At 65.6% G+C, this 15,778-nt stretch carries 16 protein-coding genes; 9 read left to right on the top strand and 7 right to left on the bottom strand.

Features of this window, described 5'->3' with window-relative positions; translation table 11 throughout:
• Window positions 1-48: 48 nt before the first annotated feature.
• The 4 genes from RAD04_RS18495 to RAD04_RS18480 all read right to left on the bottom strand — a co-directional run bounded on the left by RAD04_RS18495 (window position 49) and on the right by RAD04_RS18480 (window position 5,733).
• The gene (locus RAD04_RS18495; protein WP_461624896.1) at window positions 49-1,824 is read right to left on the bottom strand and encodes a flavin-containing monooxygenase; all 1,776 of its coding nucleotides are present in this window, start codon (window positions 1,822-1,824) and stop codon (window positions 49-51) included.
• 165 nt (window positions 1,825-1,989) lie between these two features.
• On the bottom strand, window positions 1,990-3,516 hold the full coding sequence (locus RAD04_RS18490) for an acyl-CoA synthetase (protein WP_461624895.1): 1,527 nt from the start codon (window positions 3,514-3,516) through the stop codon (window positions 1,990-1,992).
• A 22-nt stretch (window positions 3,517-3,538) separates the two neighbouring features.
• Complete coding sequence (locus RAD04_RS18485; RefSeq protein WP_461624894.1) at window positions 3,539-4,723, bottom strand: ABC transporter substrate-binding protein; 1,185 nt, start codon at window positions 4,721-4,723, stop codon at window positions 3,539-3,541.
• 35 nt (window positions 4,724-4,758) lie between these two features.
• Entirely contained in the window at window positions 4,759-5,733 is a 975-nt protein-coding gene (locus RAD04_RS18480; RefSeq protein WP_461624893.1) for an NAD(P)H-dependent flavin oxidoreductase, read from the bottom strand.
• A gap of 180 nt (window positions 5,734-5,913) precedes the next feature.
• Here RAD04_RS18480 and RAD04_RS18475 point away from each other — a divergent pair, with 180 nt between their 5' ends.
• Window positions 5,914-6,801 (top strand): LysR family transcriptional regulator, encoded by an 888-nt coding sequence (locus RAD04_RS18475; protein ID WP_461624892.1) that lies wholly within the window; start codon window positions 5,914-5,916, stop codon window positions 6,799-6,801.
• Here RAD04_RS18475 and RAD04_RS18470 read toward each other — a convergent pair.
• On the bottom strand, window positions 6,798-7,454 hold the full coding sequence (locus RAD04_RS18470; RefSeq protein WP_461624891.1) for a DNA-3-methyladenine glycosylase family protein: 657 nt from the start codon (window positions 7,452-7,454) through the stop codon (window positions 6,798-6,800). The two genes, RAD04_RS18475 and RAD04_RS18470, sit on opposite strands and share 4 nt — an antisense overlap.
• Before the next feature lie 122 nt (window positions 7,455-7,576).
• Between RAD04_RS18470 and gluQRS the strand changes: the two genes are divergently transcribed.
• Complete coding sequence (gluQRS, locus tag RAD04_RS18465) at window positions 7,577-8,449, top strand: tRNA glutamyl-Q(34) synthetase GluQRS (protein WP_461625026.1); 873 nt, start codon at window positions 7,577-7,579, stop codon at window positions 8,447-8,449.
• 104 nt (window positions 8,450-8,553) lie between these two features.
• The gene (locus RAD04_RS18460; RefSeq protein ID WP_461624890.1) at window positions 8,554-9,834 is read left to right on the top strand and encodes an ATP-binding protein; all 1,281 of its coding nucleotides are present in this window, start codon (window positions 8,554-8,556) and stop codon (window positions 9,832-9,834) included.
• Here the strand turns inward: RAD04_RS18460 and RAD04_RS18455 are convergent.
• Complete coding sequence (locus tag RAD04_RS18455; protein WP_461624889.1) at window positions 9,761-10,654, bottom strand: YihY/virulence factor BrkB family protein; 894 nt, start codon at window positions 10,652-10,654, stop codon at window positions 9,761-9,763. The genes RAD04_RS18460 and RAD04_RS18455 overlap by 74 nt on opposite strands.
• A 317-nt stretch (window positions 10,655-10,971) precedes the next feature.
• Here RAD04_RS18455 and RAD04_RS18450 point away from each other — a divergent pair, with 317 nt between their 5' ends.
• From RAD04_RS18450 to RAD04_RS18425, 6 genes are all read left to right on the top strand, one after another.
• Window positions 10,972-11,166, top strand: a complete 195-nt coding sequence (locus RAD04_RS18450; RefSeq protein WP_091960239.1) for a twin transmembrane helix small protein — start codon at window positions 10,972-10,974, stop codon at window positions 11,164-11,166.
• A 2-nt stretch (window positions 11,167-11,168) separates the two neighbouring features.
• Entirely contained in the window at window positions 11,169-11,741 is a 573-nt protein-coding gene (locus RAD04_RS18445) for a cob(I)yrinic acid a,c-diamide adenosyltransferase (RefSeq protein WP_461624888.1), read from the top strand.
• A 126-nt stretch (window positions 11,742-11,867) separates the two neighbouring features.
• Entirely contained in the window at window positions 11,868-12,617 is a 750-nt protein-coding gene (locus RAD04_RS18440) for an electron transfer flavoprotein subunit beta/FixA family protein (RefSeq protein WP_018316267.1), read from the top strand.
• The gene (locus RAD04_RS18435; RefSeq protein ID WP_018316266.1) at window positions 12,617-13,561 is read left to right on the top strand and encodes an electron transfer flavoprotein subunit alpha/FixB family protein; all 945 of its coding nucleotides are present in this window, start codon (window positions 12,617-12,619) and stop codon (window positions 13,559-13,561) included. Before RAD04_RS18440 ends, RAD04_RS18435 begins: the two co-directional genes overlap by 1 nt.
• Window positions 13,562-13,771: 210 nt before the next feature.
• The gene (locus tag RAD04_RS18430; protein ID WP_461624887.1) at window positions 13,772-14,653 is read left to right on the top strand and encodes a 3-hydroxybutyryl-CoA dehydrogenase; all 882 of its coding nucleotides are present in this window, start codon (window positions 13,772-13,774) and stop codon (window positions 14,651-14,653) included.
• 225 nt (window positions 14,654-14,878) lie between these two features.
• A complete protein-coding gene (locus tag RAD04_RS18425; protein ID WP_091960250.1) occupies window positions 14,879-15,073 on the top strand; it encodes a hypothetical protein in 195 nt (64 codons plus the stop codon).
• A gap of 6 nt (window positions 15,074-15,079) precedes the next feature.
• On the opposite strand, the gene tlpA is transcribed toward RAD04_RS18425, so the two are convergent.
• Entirely contained in the window at window positions 15,080-15,745 is a 666-nt protein-coding gene (gene tlpA, locus RAD04_RS18420; protein WP_461624886.1) for a thiol:disulfide interchange protein TlpA, read from the bottom strand.
• Window positions 15,746-15,778 lie beyond the last annotated feature (33 nt).

Here is a 15,778-nt window from a genome sequence, read left to right as displayed (position 1 = left end):
TTCAGTTGTTCCTGTCGTGCTCGTTGCATCCGCGCAATGACGAGGGGCTCAAGCCGTGCCCACCTCACGCCCCAACATCCCTTCCTCGATCGCCTTGATCTGCAGCGCGAGATATTTCGAGTTGATCCGGCATTGCGCGAGGCTGCCGGCGATGAACCAGAGCCCGGGCTGCCTCGTGCGCGCATACATGTTGCGCAGCTCAAAACCGTCGCCAAAGCCCCAGATCGGGCCGACGCGGTCGCCGATGGCCTCGCCGAACAGCTTTCGCACCAGATATTCCTGCGGTTTGTAGCCGGTCGACAAGACGATGAGATCGGCGGGAAGGAGGGTGCCGTCCTTCATCCGTGCGCCCTCGGTGACGAAGCCCTCAATGTCGGCAAACTGCCTGAGCTTGATCGCGCCCTCGACGATCAGGTTGGAGCAGCCGACGTTGAAATAATAGCCGCCGCCGCGGGTGAGGTATTTGAACTGCCAACCGGTGCCGGCCTCGCCGAAGTCGAGCTTGAAGCCGACGCGCGAGAGCCCATCGAGCAGTTCCTTGTCGAGCTGCTTCGACTGCTCCGTCAGCATCACATGCGTCTTCTTCGCCAGCGGCGTCGGCATCGAGGCCGCGATCAAATCATTATCCTCGAGCGTACCTTCGTTATAGGTCGCATAAGCGAGCTGCGCCGACGGCTCGATATTGGTGACCAGCGTGGCTGCGCGCTGCACCAGCGTCACCTCGGCGCCGCTGGAATGAAGATCCTGCGCGATGTCGTGGCCGCTGTTGCCGGTGCCGATGACGATAGCGCGCTTGCCGGTCCAGCTCTCGCCATCCTCATAGCGGCTGGAATGAAGCAGCGTTCCCTTGAAATTGTCGAGCGTCGGAATATCAGGAATATTGGCGATGCCGCTGACGCCGGTCGCCATGATGACATGGCGCGGATGCATGGTGCGCGTGCTGCCGTCGGTGCGCCGCAGGGTGACCGTCCAGCGCCCGTTCGCCTCGTCATAGGCGCCGCCTGCGAATTCGGTGCCGGTCCAGAAGTTCAGCTCCATGGCGTCGACGTAAGCCTCGAACCAATTGGCGAGCTTGTCCTTGGGGATATAGACCGGCCAGTTCGGCGGGAAGGGCATGTAAGGGAGGTGATTGACCTGCACCTGGTTGTGCAGGGTGAGCGCATGATAACGCTTGCGCCAATTGTCGCCGATCCGCATCTCGCGATCGACGATCAGCGCATCGACCTTCAACTGCTTCAGCCGGGCTGCGATCGCGAGCCCGGCCTGGCCGCCACCGACCACCAGCACGGCAGGGTCGCGATCGGCATAGTCGCGCGAGGCGCTGCGCAAATCGAGCCAGTTTGGCCCGCGGAAATCGCGGGAATAGGCCTGGCCGCGCGGTCGCGACGTGCCGAGCTGCTCCTCGAATCCTTTGAGCTCGTCGAGCGCGGTGAGCAGCGTCCAGGCCTTCAGGCGGTCGCCGTCGGTCTTGTCGGGAATAAGCCGCAGGATGCCGCTGCCACGGCCGGTCGCGGTTTCGAACGTGAAGATCGCTTCGACGGTATTGGTGCCAGCGCGTGTCACCCAGCGCGGCGGCGCGCGGTTCGGCGCGATCTTGAAGCTGGTCGGTGCCGCCTTGGGCGCGAGCGCGGTCAGCGCTTGCGCAATCGTCTCGCGCCCGGCGATCGTTTGCAGGTTCCAGCTCAGCGCCAACACGTCGCGCCAAAAGCTGTCGGCGAGGAAGAGGCGGTCCAGCGTGGCGGGATCGGGCCTGCCCAGCGCGCGCTCGAATTCATCGAGCCAGGCCTGGGCGCACGCGGATAGATCCTTGGTCTTGTCGAGCATGCGCGACCTCTTGGCCGTCTTTCGCGGCGTTTCCTCTGAGATCGAACGCTATACGGTTTCCTCGCCCGCCAAAAGCTGCCGACCCGAGCGAGGCAGGCATGCAGCCCTGCTCGGGCGGAATATGGCCTGGCCCTCCACGCGCGCGGGACGTCGGCCGGAGAAGGTTTAAGTGCCGCCCGGACCGCGGCCGGTCCAATAGGGATCGCGCAGCTTGCGCTTGAAGATCTTTCCGGTCGCCTCCCGGGGCAGCGCATCCAGGAACCGGACCTCCTTCGGCACCTTGAAGTTCGCCAGCCGCTCGCGCAGAAAAGCCTGCACTGCGGCGGCGGAGAGCTGCTCGCCGGTGTCGGGCTCGATGCAGGCACATAGCCGCTCGCCATATTCCGGGTCGGGAATGCCGAACACGGCGCAATCGCGCACGCCGGGCATGCCGATCAGCGCGTTCTCGATCTCGGCGGGATAGATGTTGACGCCGCCCGATATCACCATGTCGCGCTTGCGGTCGCACAGAAACAGATAGCCGTCTTCGTCGAGATAGCCGACGTCGCCGACGCTGACGAGGCCGTCGCGCCCCGCCTCTGCGCGCGCCTGTGCCTTGCCATGATAATCGAAATCGGGCACCGCCGTCTGGCGCATGTAGATTTCGCCGACCTCGTTGGCGTTGCACGGGCTGCCGTCGTCGCGGAAGATCTTGACGATGCCGCCTTCGATGGCGCGGCCGACGGTGCCGGGCTTCTTCAGCGCCTCCTCGGCAGAGTGCCATACCGGGATCCCGGTCTCGGTCGAGCCGAAATACTCGTTGATGACCGGCCCCCACCAATCGATCATCGCCCTCTTCACCTCGGGCGGGCAGGGCGCAGCCCCGTGCACGACGAAGCGCAGCGACGAGAGGTCGTAGCGCCGCCTGACCGCCTCGGGCAGCCGCAGCAGCCGCACGAACATCGTCGGGACCATGTGGATGTGCGTCACGCGGTGGCGCTCGATCAGGGCCAGCAGCTCCTCCGCATCGAACCGCGGCTGGAGGACGATGGTGCAGCCATTGCGGAACGCCATCATGCCGTAGGAATGCGGCGCCGAGTGATACATCGGCCCGTTGATCAGCACGACCTGATCCTCGCGCGGCTTGATGCCGTAGGCGATCGCGCCGACGCGTTCGGAAGCGGCCGCCTGCTCGGGCTGCATCGGCATGCGCCGCACGCCTTTCGGCATCCCGGTCGTGCCCGACGTGTAGATCATTGCCGCGGCCCTACGCGGTGGTTCCTGAGCTTCAGGATGGCCGTCGCGCCAGCGCTCCCAATCGGTCAGTCCGGCCGGGACCGCGGTTAGCTCCGGGGCAATGGCGAAGGTCGCCGCCAGCTCGGGCGGCGTCGCGACCACGAGGAGCCGGACATCCGGCGCCACGCCGTCGCGAATCTGCGGCAGCAGGTCGGCGTGGCAGACCAGGATCTTCGCGCCGCTGTCGGTCAGGATGTAGCGGACCTCCTCGGCCTTGAGATGCCAGTTGATCGGCACCACCGGGCTGCCGAGTGCGGCGGAGGCCGCAACCACCTCGAACAGGGCGAAATCGTTGCGCAGCATCATCGCAACCGGCGCGGCCTCGGCAAGGCCCAGGGCGCGGAATCCGCTCGCCGCCCGCCTGATGCGTGACTGGATCTCGTCATAGCTGATCCGGCGCTCGCCGCTGATGATCATGGCGTGTCCTTCCCGCGCGAGCCTAGCGATCGTCCAGCACGTCGCCGAAGCCGACCCAGCTCTTGCCGTTGAAGCGGCGGAGCTGAAGCTGCTGGAACGGCAGATAATCGTCGGCACCGGTCGTGACCGATATTCCCGGCAGCAGCAGCGGCAGCTTCACCTCCTTCAGCGAGGCCGCCTGCCGCATGATGTTGTCGCGGCTGACATCATCCTTGCACGCCTTCAGCACCGTCATCAGCAGCGTCGCATAGTGGTAGCCGGCCGCGTAGTTGGAATTGGAAAGGTCGGCGTTCGGCATGTATTGCTTCATGAAGGCAAAATACTCCTTCACGCCGGGATCGTCGGCCCATTGCGGGTCCATCGTGTCCTTCTGGTTGCTCGACGAGATCAGGCCGACCGCGTTGTCGAGCCCGGCCGGCTCCAGGAACGAAATCGACGAAGCCGAGGTCGGCACGAAGAACAGCTCGGGCTTCCAGCCGATCTCGGCCACGCCCTTGACCATCTGCGAGGTGAATTTTCCGAGCACGACGCCGAACAGCACGTTGGCGCCCGAGGCCTTCAGGCTCGAGAGCTGCGAGCTGATCGTCGGCGCGCTGGTCTCGTAGGTCTGCTCGGCGATGATCATGCCGGCCGCCTTGGCTCCGAGCGCGCGCTTGAAGCCTGCGACATAGTCGCGGCCGAAATCGTCGTTCTGCGCCAGGATCGCGATCCTGGCGTCGGGTTTGGTCTGCAGAATGTATTTGGCATAGACCACGCCCTCGGATTCGTAGGCCGCCATCCCCGGTATCGTCCACGGATTCTTCTGCGGCTCGGCCCATTTGGTGGCGCCCGAGAGCACGAACAGCTGCGGCACCTTCTTGGCGTTGAGATAGCGCTGCACGGCGCTGTTGGTGGCGGTGCCGAGCGAGCCGAACATCATCAGCACCTCGTCCTGCTCGACCAGCTTGCGGGTCTGCTCGACCGTCTTCGGCGGCGAATAGGCGTCGTCCAGCGTGATGAACTTGACCTTGCGGCCGTTGATGCCGCCTTCGGCATTGATCTTGTCGAAGAACGCTTCCTGCGTCCGCCCGATCGCGCCGAAGCCGGAGGCCGGGCCGCTATAGGGCAGGGTCTGCCCGATGCGGATCTCGGCGCTGCCTTCGGCGTGGGCGCTGCCGCCCCCGAGCGTCAGCAACGACATGCCGATCAATGCGGCTGCGAGCTTCATGGTGTCCTCCCGTTTTTTCTTGTCAGTCCGAGACCTCAGGCGCTGGCGCGCATCAGGAAATCCTGCCGGGCCTGATCGAACTCCGTCTTCATCCGGTCGACCAGGTCGGCGACGGCAGGCGCGTCGGTGATCTGGCCGATGCCCTGGCCCGAACCCCAGATGTCGCGCCAGGCCTTCGATTTCGTGTTGCCGCCTGAGCCGAAATTCATCTTCGTCTTGTCGGCCACCGGCAGATTGTCCGGATCGAGTCCCGCGGCGGCGATGGAGGGGCCGAGATAGTTGCCGTGCACGCCGGTGAACAGGTTGGTGTAGACGATGTCGTGCGCGGCATGCTGCGTCAGCGCGGACTTGTAGGCCTCGTCGGCGTTGGCTTCCTTGGTCGCGATGAAGCGCGTGCCCATATAGGCGAGGTCGGCGCCCAGCGTCAGCGCGGAGGCGATGCCAAAGCCGTCGCTGATCGCGCCCGACAGCAGGATCGTGCCCTTGAACCATTGCTTGACCTCGCGCACCAGCGCGAAGGGCGAGAGTGTTCCGGCATGCCCGCCGGCGCCCGCGCAGACCAGGATCAGGCCGTCGACGCCGTGCTCGGCCGCTTTCCGCGCATGCTTGACGTTGATGACGTCGTGGAACACCAGCCCGCCATAGGAATGCGCGGCCTCGACGATCTCCGCCGGCGGCCGCAGCGAGGTGATGATGATGGGAACGCGATGTTTGACGCAGGTCTCCATGTCCTTCATCAGGCGGTCGTTGGAGGCGTGGCAGATCTGGTTGACCGCGTAGGGCGCGACCTTCTTGCCCGGATTGAGCGATTTGTATTGGCCGAGCTCGTCCTCGATGCGGCTCAGCCACTCGTCCAGCTTCTCGACCGGACGGGCATTGAGCGCCGGAAACGAGCCGACGACGCCCGCCTTGCACTGGGCGATCACCAGCTCCGGTCCGGAGACGATGAAGAGCGGCGAGCCCACCACGGGAAGCGCGAGCGAATCCTTCAAGAGAGCGGGCAGTGCCATCATGTCCTCCCTGGAAAAGCGCCCCCGCCGGCGGGCGGATGACGAGGCGTTTCCCTGTTGATTGTCGCGGGGGCGATTGCCGCCCGTGTCGCGGATTTGGACCCACTATAAGGTTGGACGGCGCGCTCCGGTCGTTCAATAATGAACGGATAGCTATTCAGATATGAACGGGGATGCCGATTGGACTGGGATCTTTGCAAGACCTTCGTCGCGGTCGCCGATACCGGAAGCTTCACCGCCGCCGCCCGCCGGCTGCACACCAGCCATCCGACCGTCAGCCGCAAGATCGCGGCGCTGGAAGCTCAGCTCGGCACCAGGTTGGTGGCGCGCGCCGCCGACGGCCTGGCGCTGACGGCGGATGGACGGACATTGCGCGAGCACGCCGAGGCCATGGCGGCGGCGGCGCTGCGGGCCGAGACTGCGGTTGCGGCCGGAGGACATAAGGCACGCGGCGTCGTCAAGCTTTCGATCGGCGCGACGCTGGCCTCGCATTGGCTGATGCCGCGCCTGCCAAGCTTCCTGCGTGCGCACGATCATGTCCAGCTCGAGCTCATCACCCACCCGTTTCCGGCGAGCGTGCGCCGGCGTGAGGCGGACGTGGTGCTACGGCCTTTCGACAGCGGCGAGGAAAACCTGGTCGGCCGCAAGATCGGCCGCCTTGGGACCGGATTCTATGCCTCGCGCGATTATGCCGCGGGGCGTTCCTTGCCTGAACGGCGCGGCGAGTGGAAGGAGCATAGCGTCGTGGGCTTCGCCGACCAGGCGTCCAATGCGCAGCTTGCGCGCTGGAGCGACGTTGTCACGCGGCAGGCCAGGGTGGTGATGCGCTGCTCTTCCCAGGGCGACATGCTGGCGGCGGTCCGCGCCGGGATTGGGATCTCGGCGCTCTCCTGCTTCGTCGCGGAAAGCTATCCCGACCTTGTGCGCGTCGCCCCGCAAAAGCTCGCCAGCGTGGCGGACCTGTGGCTGCTGGCCCATCCCGACCTCGTCGAGCTTCCGGCGGTGCGTGCCGTCGTGGATTTCGTCGCCGAATGCGCCCGGGCCGACCGCGCGAGGCTGCGGGGCTAGGCCGAGCCGCCGGCGAGCACGCCCTCGCGCTTCTTCACCGCGCGATAATAGCTCCACCACAAATGCGCCGCCGCGCCGCGCAGGGGACGCCAGGGTTCGGCGAGCGGCGCCATCTGCTTTTCCGTCGGCCTTGCCTGAAGGCCGAGCCCGACGCGGATAGCCTCCTGCACGGCGAGGTCGCCGGCGGGCCAGGCATCGCCATGGCCGAGGCAGAACAACAGATAGACGTCCGCGGTCCAGGGGCCGATGCCGGGCAGCGCGATCAGCGTGTGGTGCGCGGCGTCGGCATCCTCCTCGGCGAGCACGTCGAGGTTCAGCCGCTGCGCGCCGATCTCGCGTGCAAGATGCTTCAGCGTCTTGATCTTGGCGGCCGACAGGCCGAGCCGCCCGAGCCGGTCAGTGCGGGCCCGGCGCACCGCATCGTGGTCGAACGGATCGAAGGCGGCCGACAGCCGTCCCCAGATTGCCGCGGCGCTCGCGGTCGAGAGCTGCTGGCCGCAGACGATGTGGGCAAGGCCCGCAAAACCCGGCTCGCGCCGCCGCAAGGCTGGCATGCCCGCGATCTCGAATACGGGTTTGAGGCGGGGATCGCGCTTGATCAGCGCTTGGACGGCCTCTTCGAGATCGGATTGGGTTTCGAGATGGATGGTCATGCGATCGGCAAGCTCTCTTCGACGTCATGCGCGGGCTTGACCCGCGCATCCATCTCCTATCGTAACAGAGTCCTTGGAAGATGGATGGCCGGGTCGAGCCCGGCCATGACGAGTTTGATATGATGGCGCCACCCGTTTTCCGATTCGCCCCGAGCCCGAACGGCCACCTCCATCTCGGCCACGCCTATTCGGCGCTCCTTAATTTCGACCGCGCTCGCGAGTCGGGCGGCCGGTTGTTGCTGCGGATCGAGGACATCGATGCGACGCGCTGCCGGCCGGAATTCGAGGCGGCGATCTACGAGGATCTCGCCTGGCTCGGGATCGACTGGGAGACGCCGGTGCGGCGACAGTCGGAGCATCTCGCCGATTTTCGCGCCGCGCTGGACAAGCTGTCGGCGCTTGGGCTCATCTATCCCGCCTTCGAAAGCCGCGCCGAGATCGCAAAGCTCGTCTTCGCGCGTGAGGCGGACGGCCCGTGGCCGCGTGATCCCGACGGCGCGCCGCTTTATCCCGGCGAGTCCAAATCGCTGCCTGCCGACGCGCGGGCGCGCCTGATCGCTTCGGGCATGCCCTACGCGCTGCGGCTCGACATGGCGGCCGCCTGTCGGCGCGTCGCCGGCCTGACCTGGAATGAGCTCGGCGAGGGGCCTGATGGCGAGCGCGGCACCGTCCCGGCGCGGCCCGAGGCCTGGGGTGACGTCATCCTGGCGCGCAAGGAGACGCCGACCAGCTACCATTTGTCCGTCGTCGTCGATGACGCGCGCCAGGGCGTCAGCGAGATCGTGCGGGGCCAGGACCTGTTTCACGCCACCGCCGTCCACCGCCTGCTCCAGGTCCTGCTCGGCCTGCCCGAACCCGCCTACCGTCATCACCGGCTGATTTGCGACAGCGAGGGGCGGAAGCTGTCGAAATCGAGCGGCTCGACCGGTCTGCGCGCCTTGCGCGCGGCCGGCATGACGCCTGCCGGCATCCGTCAGCTGGTGGGATTAGGTTAAGTTTCTCTGGGGGTTAGCGAAACGCCGCCGTGACTCCGGGGGTTCCGCCGTGCCATGCTTGGCTGACAGCCCGGGGTTCGAAGGGGACACTTCGAAGGGGATTTATGGCGGCGAAAACGCGCCCAGCGCGCACCACGCGGACGTCCAGGCGACCGCCTCGGAAGCGGTCCGGGACGGCCGGTGGGTTGCGCAAGCGCAGCACCAAGGCGGTCGCCCCGGACGTGGTCCAGGCGGCGCTCGCCGCTTTTGCCCATGAGGTCCGCACCCCCCTGACCGGCATTCTTGCGATCAGCGACCTGCTCGCGACCTCCGATCTTGGCGAGCGGGAACGGCGCTGGGCCGACACCATCAAGGCCGGTGCCGAGCATCTGGCGAGCCTTGCCACGCTGTTCGTGGATGCCGCCCGTACCGGCAAGGGGGCCGGCAAGGCCGGAAGTACGCTGCGGCAGGACCTGTTCGACCTGCGCACGCTTGCCCGCAGCGCCGGCGATTCACTGGCCGGGCGTGCCGCGGCCAAGGGTCTCCAGGCCCAGGTCGAGATCTCCGACAAGCTGCCGGGCCTCGTGGTCGGCGATCCCGTCCGCCTGCGCGCCGCGCTCGAGAACCTGATCGACAACGCCGTGAAGTTCACTGACCAGGGCGGCGTGGCGCTCGAGGTCGCGCCCTGGCGTCCTGCCAAAGGCAAAACGAAGGGCAAGCCAAAAGAGAAGGGCAGGGTCGGCGTCGCCTTCGCGGTGTCCGACAGCGGCATCGGTCTCACCATGGCCGAGATCAAGCGGCTGTTCCGTCCGTTTACCCAGGCCAATGTCACCATTGCCTCGCGCTTCGGCGGCGCCGGCTTAGGGCTGTCCTCGGTCAAGCAATTGGCGCGCGCGATGGGCGGCGACATCACCGTCGCACCGCGCCGCGGAGGTGGTGCTACCTTCACGCTGACGGTGTCGCTCGATGCGGCGGGACCGCGCAAATCCCGCAAGGCGAAGGGTGAAGCCGAGGCAGATGCGGTCGCGGCGCTGCGCGTCCTCAGCGTCGAGGACAATCCGTTCGGCCGCGTCGTGCTCAACACGATTCTGACCGAGCTCGGCCATCATGCCGAGTTCATCGGGCGCGGCGAGGACGCTGTCGGCCGGCTGGCGCAAGGCGCGTTCGATGCGGTGCTGATGGATATGGTGCTGCCGGGCATCGACGGCGTCGAGGCCATCAGGCGGATCCGCACCATGGAGGCCCCGCTGGCTCAGATCCCGATCATCGGGGTGTCCGGTCGCGGCGAGGACGAGGCGGCCTCGCGCGAGGCCGGCGCCGACGCCTTCCTGGTTAAGCCTGTGTCTCCGCGGGCGCTAGCGACTGCGCTGCTTGAAGCGACACGCCGTGAGGAAGCCGCGACTTGATGATCGCGGCATTGAGCTCGCCGCCGTAAACGAAGATCGCGGCGATGAAATACAGGAACACCAGCGCGATGATCACCGAGGCGAGCCCCGCATACATGGTCACGTAATTGTTGGCGAAGCGCGCCAGATATTGTCCGAACACGATGCCGGAGATCAGCGACGCCACGATGGTGAAGACGATGCCGGGCAGGATCTGGACGAAGCCGCGCCGACCCGCCGGCAGCCAGACGTGCAGGATGATCAGCGCCACCACCAGCGCACTGATGGTGATGCCGTAGCGCAGCCAGGTGAGGATGCTTTCGTTGGATTCGACGAACAGCGGAATATGGCGCCGCGCCGCTTCGATCAGGAGCGGACCGAGCACGATCAGGAACGCCATGGCGAGCGCCGTGAAAGCCGCAATCAGCGTGTAGAGGATCGATTCCAGCCGCAGCCAGTACCAGCGCCGCATCTCCACCACCGCATAGGCGCGGTTGAGTGCGACCCGGAGCGCCTCGACGCCGTTGGAGGCGAAATAGACCGACAGCGCCGCGCCGATCGTCAGAATGCCGGTGCGGGTCGTGGTCAGCACGTCATGCACCTCGCCCGAGATCGAATCGGCGACTTGCTTGGGCCAGATCTGCAGCATCAGGCTGGCGGCCTGGTCGGCGAGTTCCTTGGAGCCGAAGAAGCCCGCGAGCGAGGTCAGCACGATCAGGAACGGGAACAGCGCCATCAACGTCGACAGCGCGATATGGCTCGCGATCGCCCAGCCGTCGTCGGCCAGGAACGTGTAGAACGCATCCTCCAACACGCAGTAAATGTAGCGGATGGCTTTCACGTGGCACCTACAGCGCTGCTCGCTCTCCCCGCACGTAGGGAGAGGTCAGGAGAATAGGCAATGGGCGCAAATCGAAAATCATCGCGCTACCATCTGATATTCTTGCCCCAAAAGCCAGTTCGCGAAGCGCCTCGCTGTCATTCCGGGGCGCGCGTAGCGCGCGCTATGATGCGCAATTGCGCATCTGAGAATCCATTTCGCCGCAGTAGGGGTGGCCCGTTGGATTCCGGGCTCGACGCTTCGCATCGCCCCGGAATGACGCCGGAGGCCGCCGCGGCACCATGGCGGACCGGCGCGCTCGGTGTTATCACCGCCCAATGGCATCTCTCCTGACAACTTTCATCCTGCCGGCGGCAGCCGGCGCCGTGGCGTTGGTGCTGCTGCTTGGGCTCATCAACATGATGCGCGGCGGCTCGCCCAACATTTCGCAGAAGCTGATGCGCTGGCGCGTGCTGCTTCAGTTCGTGGCGATCGTCATCGCAATGCTCGCGGTCTGGGCGATGGGGCGGTAATCATGGTCGTACTGAATCGCATCTACACGAAGACCGGTGACGACGGCACGACGGCCCTCGGCTCGGGCGAGCGCCGTCCAAAATACGATCTGCGTATCGAGGCCTACGGCACGGTCGACGAAACCAATGCCGCGATCGGCGTGGTGCGGCTCCATACCCAGGATGCCCCCGAGCTCGACGCGATGCTGGGCCGCATCCAGAACGATCTGTTCGATCTCGGCGCCGACCTTGCGGTTCCGGAACGTGACGGCAAAGCCGAGCGCCTGCGGGTGCTGGCGAGCCAGGTCGAACGGCTCGAGCGCGACATCGATGCGCTCAACGACAGGCTCGCGCCGCTGACCTCCTTCGTGCTTCCCGGCGGCACGCCGACTGCTGCCTATCTCCATGTGGCGCGCACGATATGCCGCAGGGCGGAACGGGTGATCGTGGAACTGGCGGCCCGACCCGGGGAGCAGGTCAGCGCAGCTGGCATCCAATATATGAACCGCCTGTCGGACTTCCTGTTCGTGGCCAGCCGAGCCGCCAACGGGAATGGCGCCGGCGACGTGCTCTGGGTTCCGGGCCAGAACCGCTGACCCATCGAGCTCTCGCATTTCAGAGGGCTAAAATTAGGCTCGTTCGCGCGTTGACCGGGGCAGATCGGGCCTTTAGGTTCCGCGCCAGTTGATAACCCCCCTCCCAAATTGAGTGAAAGAGGATCGATGAAGGTCTTAGTGCCGGTAAAGCGGGTGGTCGATTACAACGTCAAGGTCCGCGTCAAGGGCGATGGATCGGGCGTTGAACTCGCCAACGTCAAGATGTCGATGAACCCGTTCGACGAAATCGCGGTTGAGGAAGCGCTGCGCCTGAAGGAAGCCGGCAAGGCGACCGAAGTCGTGGTGGTCTCGATTGGACCTGCGCAGGCGTCGGAGACGATCCGCACGGGTCTTGCCATGGGCGCCGATCGCGGCATCCTGGTGAAGGCCGAGGGCACCGTCGAGCCGCTCGCGGTCGCCAAGATCCTGAAGAAGGTTGCTGAAGAAGAGCAGCCCGGCCTGATCATTCTCGGCAAGCAGGCGATCGACGACGACAGTAATCAGACCGGCCAGATGCTGGCTGCGCTGCTCGGCTGGTCGCAGGCAACCTTCGCTTCGAAGCTCGAGGTCGAAGGTTCTGACTTCAAGGTCACTCGCGAAGTCGATGGCGGTCTCCAGACCGTGAAGCTGAAGGGACCGACGATCGTCACCACCGATCTGCGTCTCAACGAGCCGCGCTATGCCTCGCTGCCGAACATCATGAAGGCCAAGAAGAAGCCGATCGCGGACAAAACCGTCGCCGACTACGGCGTCGACGTCGCTCCGCGTCTCGAGGTCGTCAAGACGACGGAGCCGGCCGGCCGCAAGGCGGGCGTCAAGGTCAAGGACGTCGCCGAGCTGGTGTCGAAACTCAAGAACGAAGCCGGGGTGCTCTGATGACGACGCTGCTGATTGCCGAACACGACAATGCGTCGCTCAAGGATGCGACCAACAAGGCCCTGACCGCGGCCGCCGCGCTCGGCGCGGACGTCGAGGTCCTCGTTGCCGGCCAGAACGCCAAGGCCGCGGCGGATGCCGCTGCCAAGCTTGCCGGCGTCAAGAAGGTCTTGCTCGCCGACGGCGAGCTCTACGCCCACGATCTCGCCGAGCCGCTGGCCGCGCTGATCGTTTCGCTGGCCTCCGGCTACGATGCGATCGTCGCGCCCGCGACCTCGCGCTTCAAGAACGTGATGCCGCGCGTCGCCGCCCTGCTCGACGTCATGCAGGTCTCGGAGATCATCAAGGTGGTCGCCCCCGACACCTATGAGCGCCCGATCTATGCCGGCAACGCGATCCAGACGGTGAAGTCCAAGGACGCCAAGAAGGTCATCACGGTGCGGACCTCGACCTTCGCCGCAGCGGGCGAGGGCGGCAGCGCGGCGGTCGAGACCGTCGCTGCGGCGGCCGATCCGGCCCTGTCGTCCTTCATCGGCGAGGAGGTCGCCAAGAGCGACCGTCCCGAGCTGACCTCGGCCAAGATCATCGTCTCCGGTGGCCGCGCCATGCAGAGCCGCGAGAATTTTGCCAAGTACATCGAGCCGCTCGCCGACAAGCTCGGCGCCGGTGTCGGTGCCTCGCGTGCGGCGGTCGACGCCGGCTATGCGCCGAACGACTGGCAGGTCGGCCAGACCGGCAAAGTCGTGGCCCCCGAGCTCTATGTCGCCGTCGGCATTTCCGGCGCGATCCAGCATCTGGCCGGCATGAAGGACTCCAAGGTGATCGTCGCGATCAACAAGGATGAGGACGCGCCGATCTTCCAGGTTGCGGATTACGGTCTGGTCGCCGATCTCTACCAGGCGGTTCCGGAGCTGACGGCCGAACTCGGCAAGCTCGGCAAATAAAAGACGCCAAAAACACCGGCCGGAGGCATAAACTCCGGCCGGTGTTTCATTTCTGAAGCGTTTTCTTTGGCGTGGGGCACGCCGGGGAAGCGATCCAATCTAGGTTTCGAGCCCGGGTTCTGATTAAATCAAGCTTCTGATCAAATCAGACCTCCCGGCTCGGGGGATAGGCAGGCGCGCTCGTCGCGCGCCGTTCCGGTGGATGACAAGATGGCGGCAGTGATCAAGAAGGTCGGCGTGATCGGCGCGGGTCAGATGGGCAATGGCATCGCGCATGTTGCGGCGCTGGCCGGCTTCGACGTGGTGCTCAACGACATTTCGGTTGATCGCCTCAAGTCGGGCATGGCCACCATCAACGGTAATCTGGCGCGCCAGGTCTCCAAGAAGGCCGTTTCCGAGGACGACAAGGCCAAGGCGATGGCGCGCATCACGTCCGCCGAGAAGCTGGACGACCTCGCCGATTGCGACCTCGTGATCGAGACCGCGGTCGAGAAGGAAGAGGTCAAGCGCAAGATCTTCCACGAGCTCTGCGCCGTGTTGAAGCCCGAGGCGATCGTCGCCTCCGATACGTCCTCGATCTCGATCACCCGGCTTGCCGCCGCCACCGACCGGCCGGAGCGCTTCATCGGCATTCACTTCATGAATCCGGTGCCCCTGATGGAGCTGGTGGAGCTGATCCGCGGCATCGCCACCGACGACCAGACCTTCGAGGCGTCCAAGGAATTCGTCGCCAAGCTCGGCAAGCAGGTCGCGGTCTCCGAGGATTTCCCGGCCTTCATCGTCAACCGCATCCTGCTGCCGATGATCAACGAGGCGATCTACACGCTGTATGAAGGCGTCGGCAACGTGGAGGCGATCGACGCGGCCATGAAGCTCGGCGCCCACCATCCGATGGGCCCGCTGGAGCTGGCCGATTTCATTGGCCTCGATACCTGCCTCTCCATCATGCAGGTGCTGCATGAGGGGCTGGCCGATTCCAAGTACCGCCCGTGCCCGCTGCTGGTGAAATATGTCGAGGCCGGTTGGCTCGGCCGCAAGACCCAGCGCGGCTTCTACGACTACCGCGGCGCCAAGCCGGTTCCGACGCGCTAAGGCGGTTTCGTGCCCCGGACGCTGCGCAGCGCGTCAGCGATGCGCTGCAGAGCCGGGGCCCAGGAGCCTCGTGCACGCTGAAGCATGGGTCCCGGCTCTGCGGTGCGTCACTTCGTGCCGCGCCGCGTCCGGGACACAGACAAGAGGCCACACCACGGTCCAGTGACAATTCATGTCCTATTAACCCCTCGCGCCTAGGCTGCAGCCGGTAAGAGGGTTCGCGTAATGGACATGATGGCAATGGTCAGCACCATGCTGGCCGCTCAGCAAGGCGCGCTGCAGTCGAATATCTCGGCGACGCTGACCAAGCAGAACATGGATATGGAAAAATCCACCGTCCTGACGCTGATGGGTGCCGGGCAGCCTTCGCTGGCCAATGTCGGTGCCGGCGTCGGCGGCAATCTCAACGTCACCGCCTGAAAATCCCTAGAGCGCCGCGGCGGCCTTGCCCGTCGCCGCCCGGATCAGCTTGAGCGCGTCCTCGCTCGCCCATTCCGCCGGCCCCGCGATCGTCGCAATCTCGCAGCCTTGCGGATCGACCAGCACCGAGGTCGGCATGCCCAGCGCCCGGCCTATGACCTTAAGATCCTGAAAAACCTTGGCTTTCTGGTCGCTAAAATAGCCGAGCCGGGTCAGATTGGCCTCTTTCAGGAAGGTTTTCGGCTTCTCGGGGTCGCGGGTGTCGATATTGATCGCCACCACCTCGAAATTCGGGCCCGACAGCTTGCCCTGGAGCTCGTCCAGCGCCGGCATTTCCTTCCGGCATGGCACGCACCAGGTGGCCCAGAGGTTCACCAGCAGCGTCTTGCCGCGGAAATCGGACAGTTTTTTCGGCTTGCCGTCGGCATCCTCGAAGGCGAGGTCGGGCAGCTTCAGCGGCGCACTCGCCATGGTCAGCGCCGCCACCTCGCCATGCGCGAGCGGGGCGATTTTCTGCGCCGTAGCCACTGCCGCCCGGCAGGCCGGATCGCCTGATGGGGCCCGGCTCAGGCCCAGTCCGTACAGCGCGGCGAAGCCGGCCAGCCCTCCGACCGCCACGGTGGCGATGATGAGGGGGACCCGGCGCGTGGCGGAGGGCTTCTTGTCGAGCATATCGTTTGTCATCCGGTCGCAGATATGGCTATC

The sequence above is a fragment of the Bradyrhizobium sp. 25ACV genome (assembly GCF_054863005.1).
Note: the sequence above shows the minus strand (reverse complement) of the source record. Positions and strands in the feature narration are given on the sequence as shown.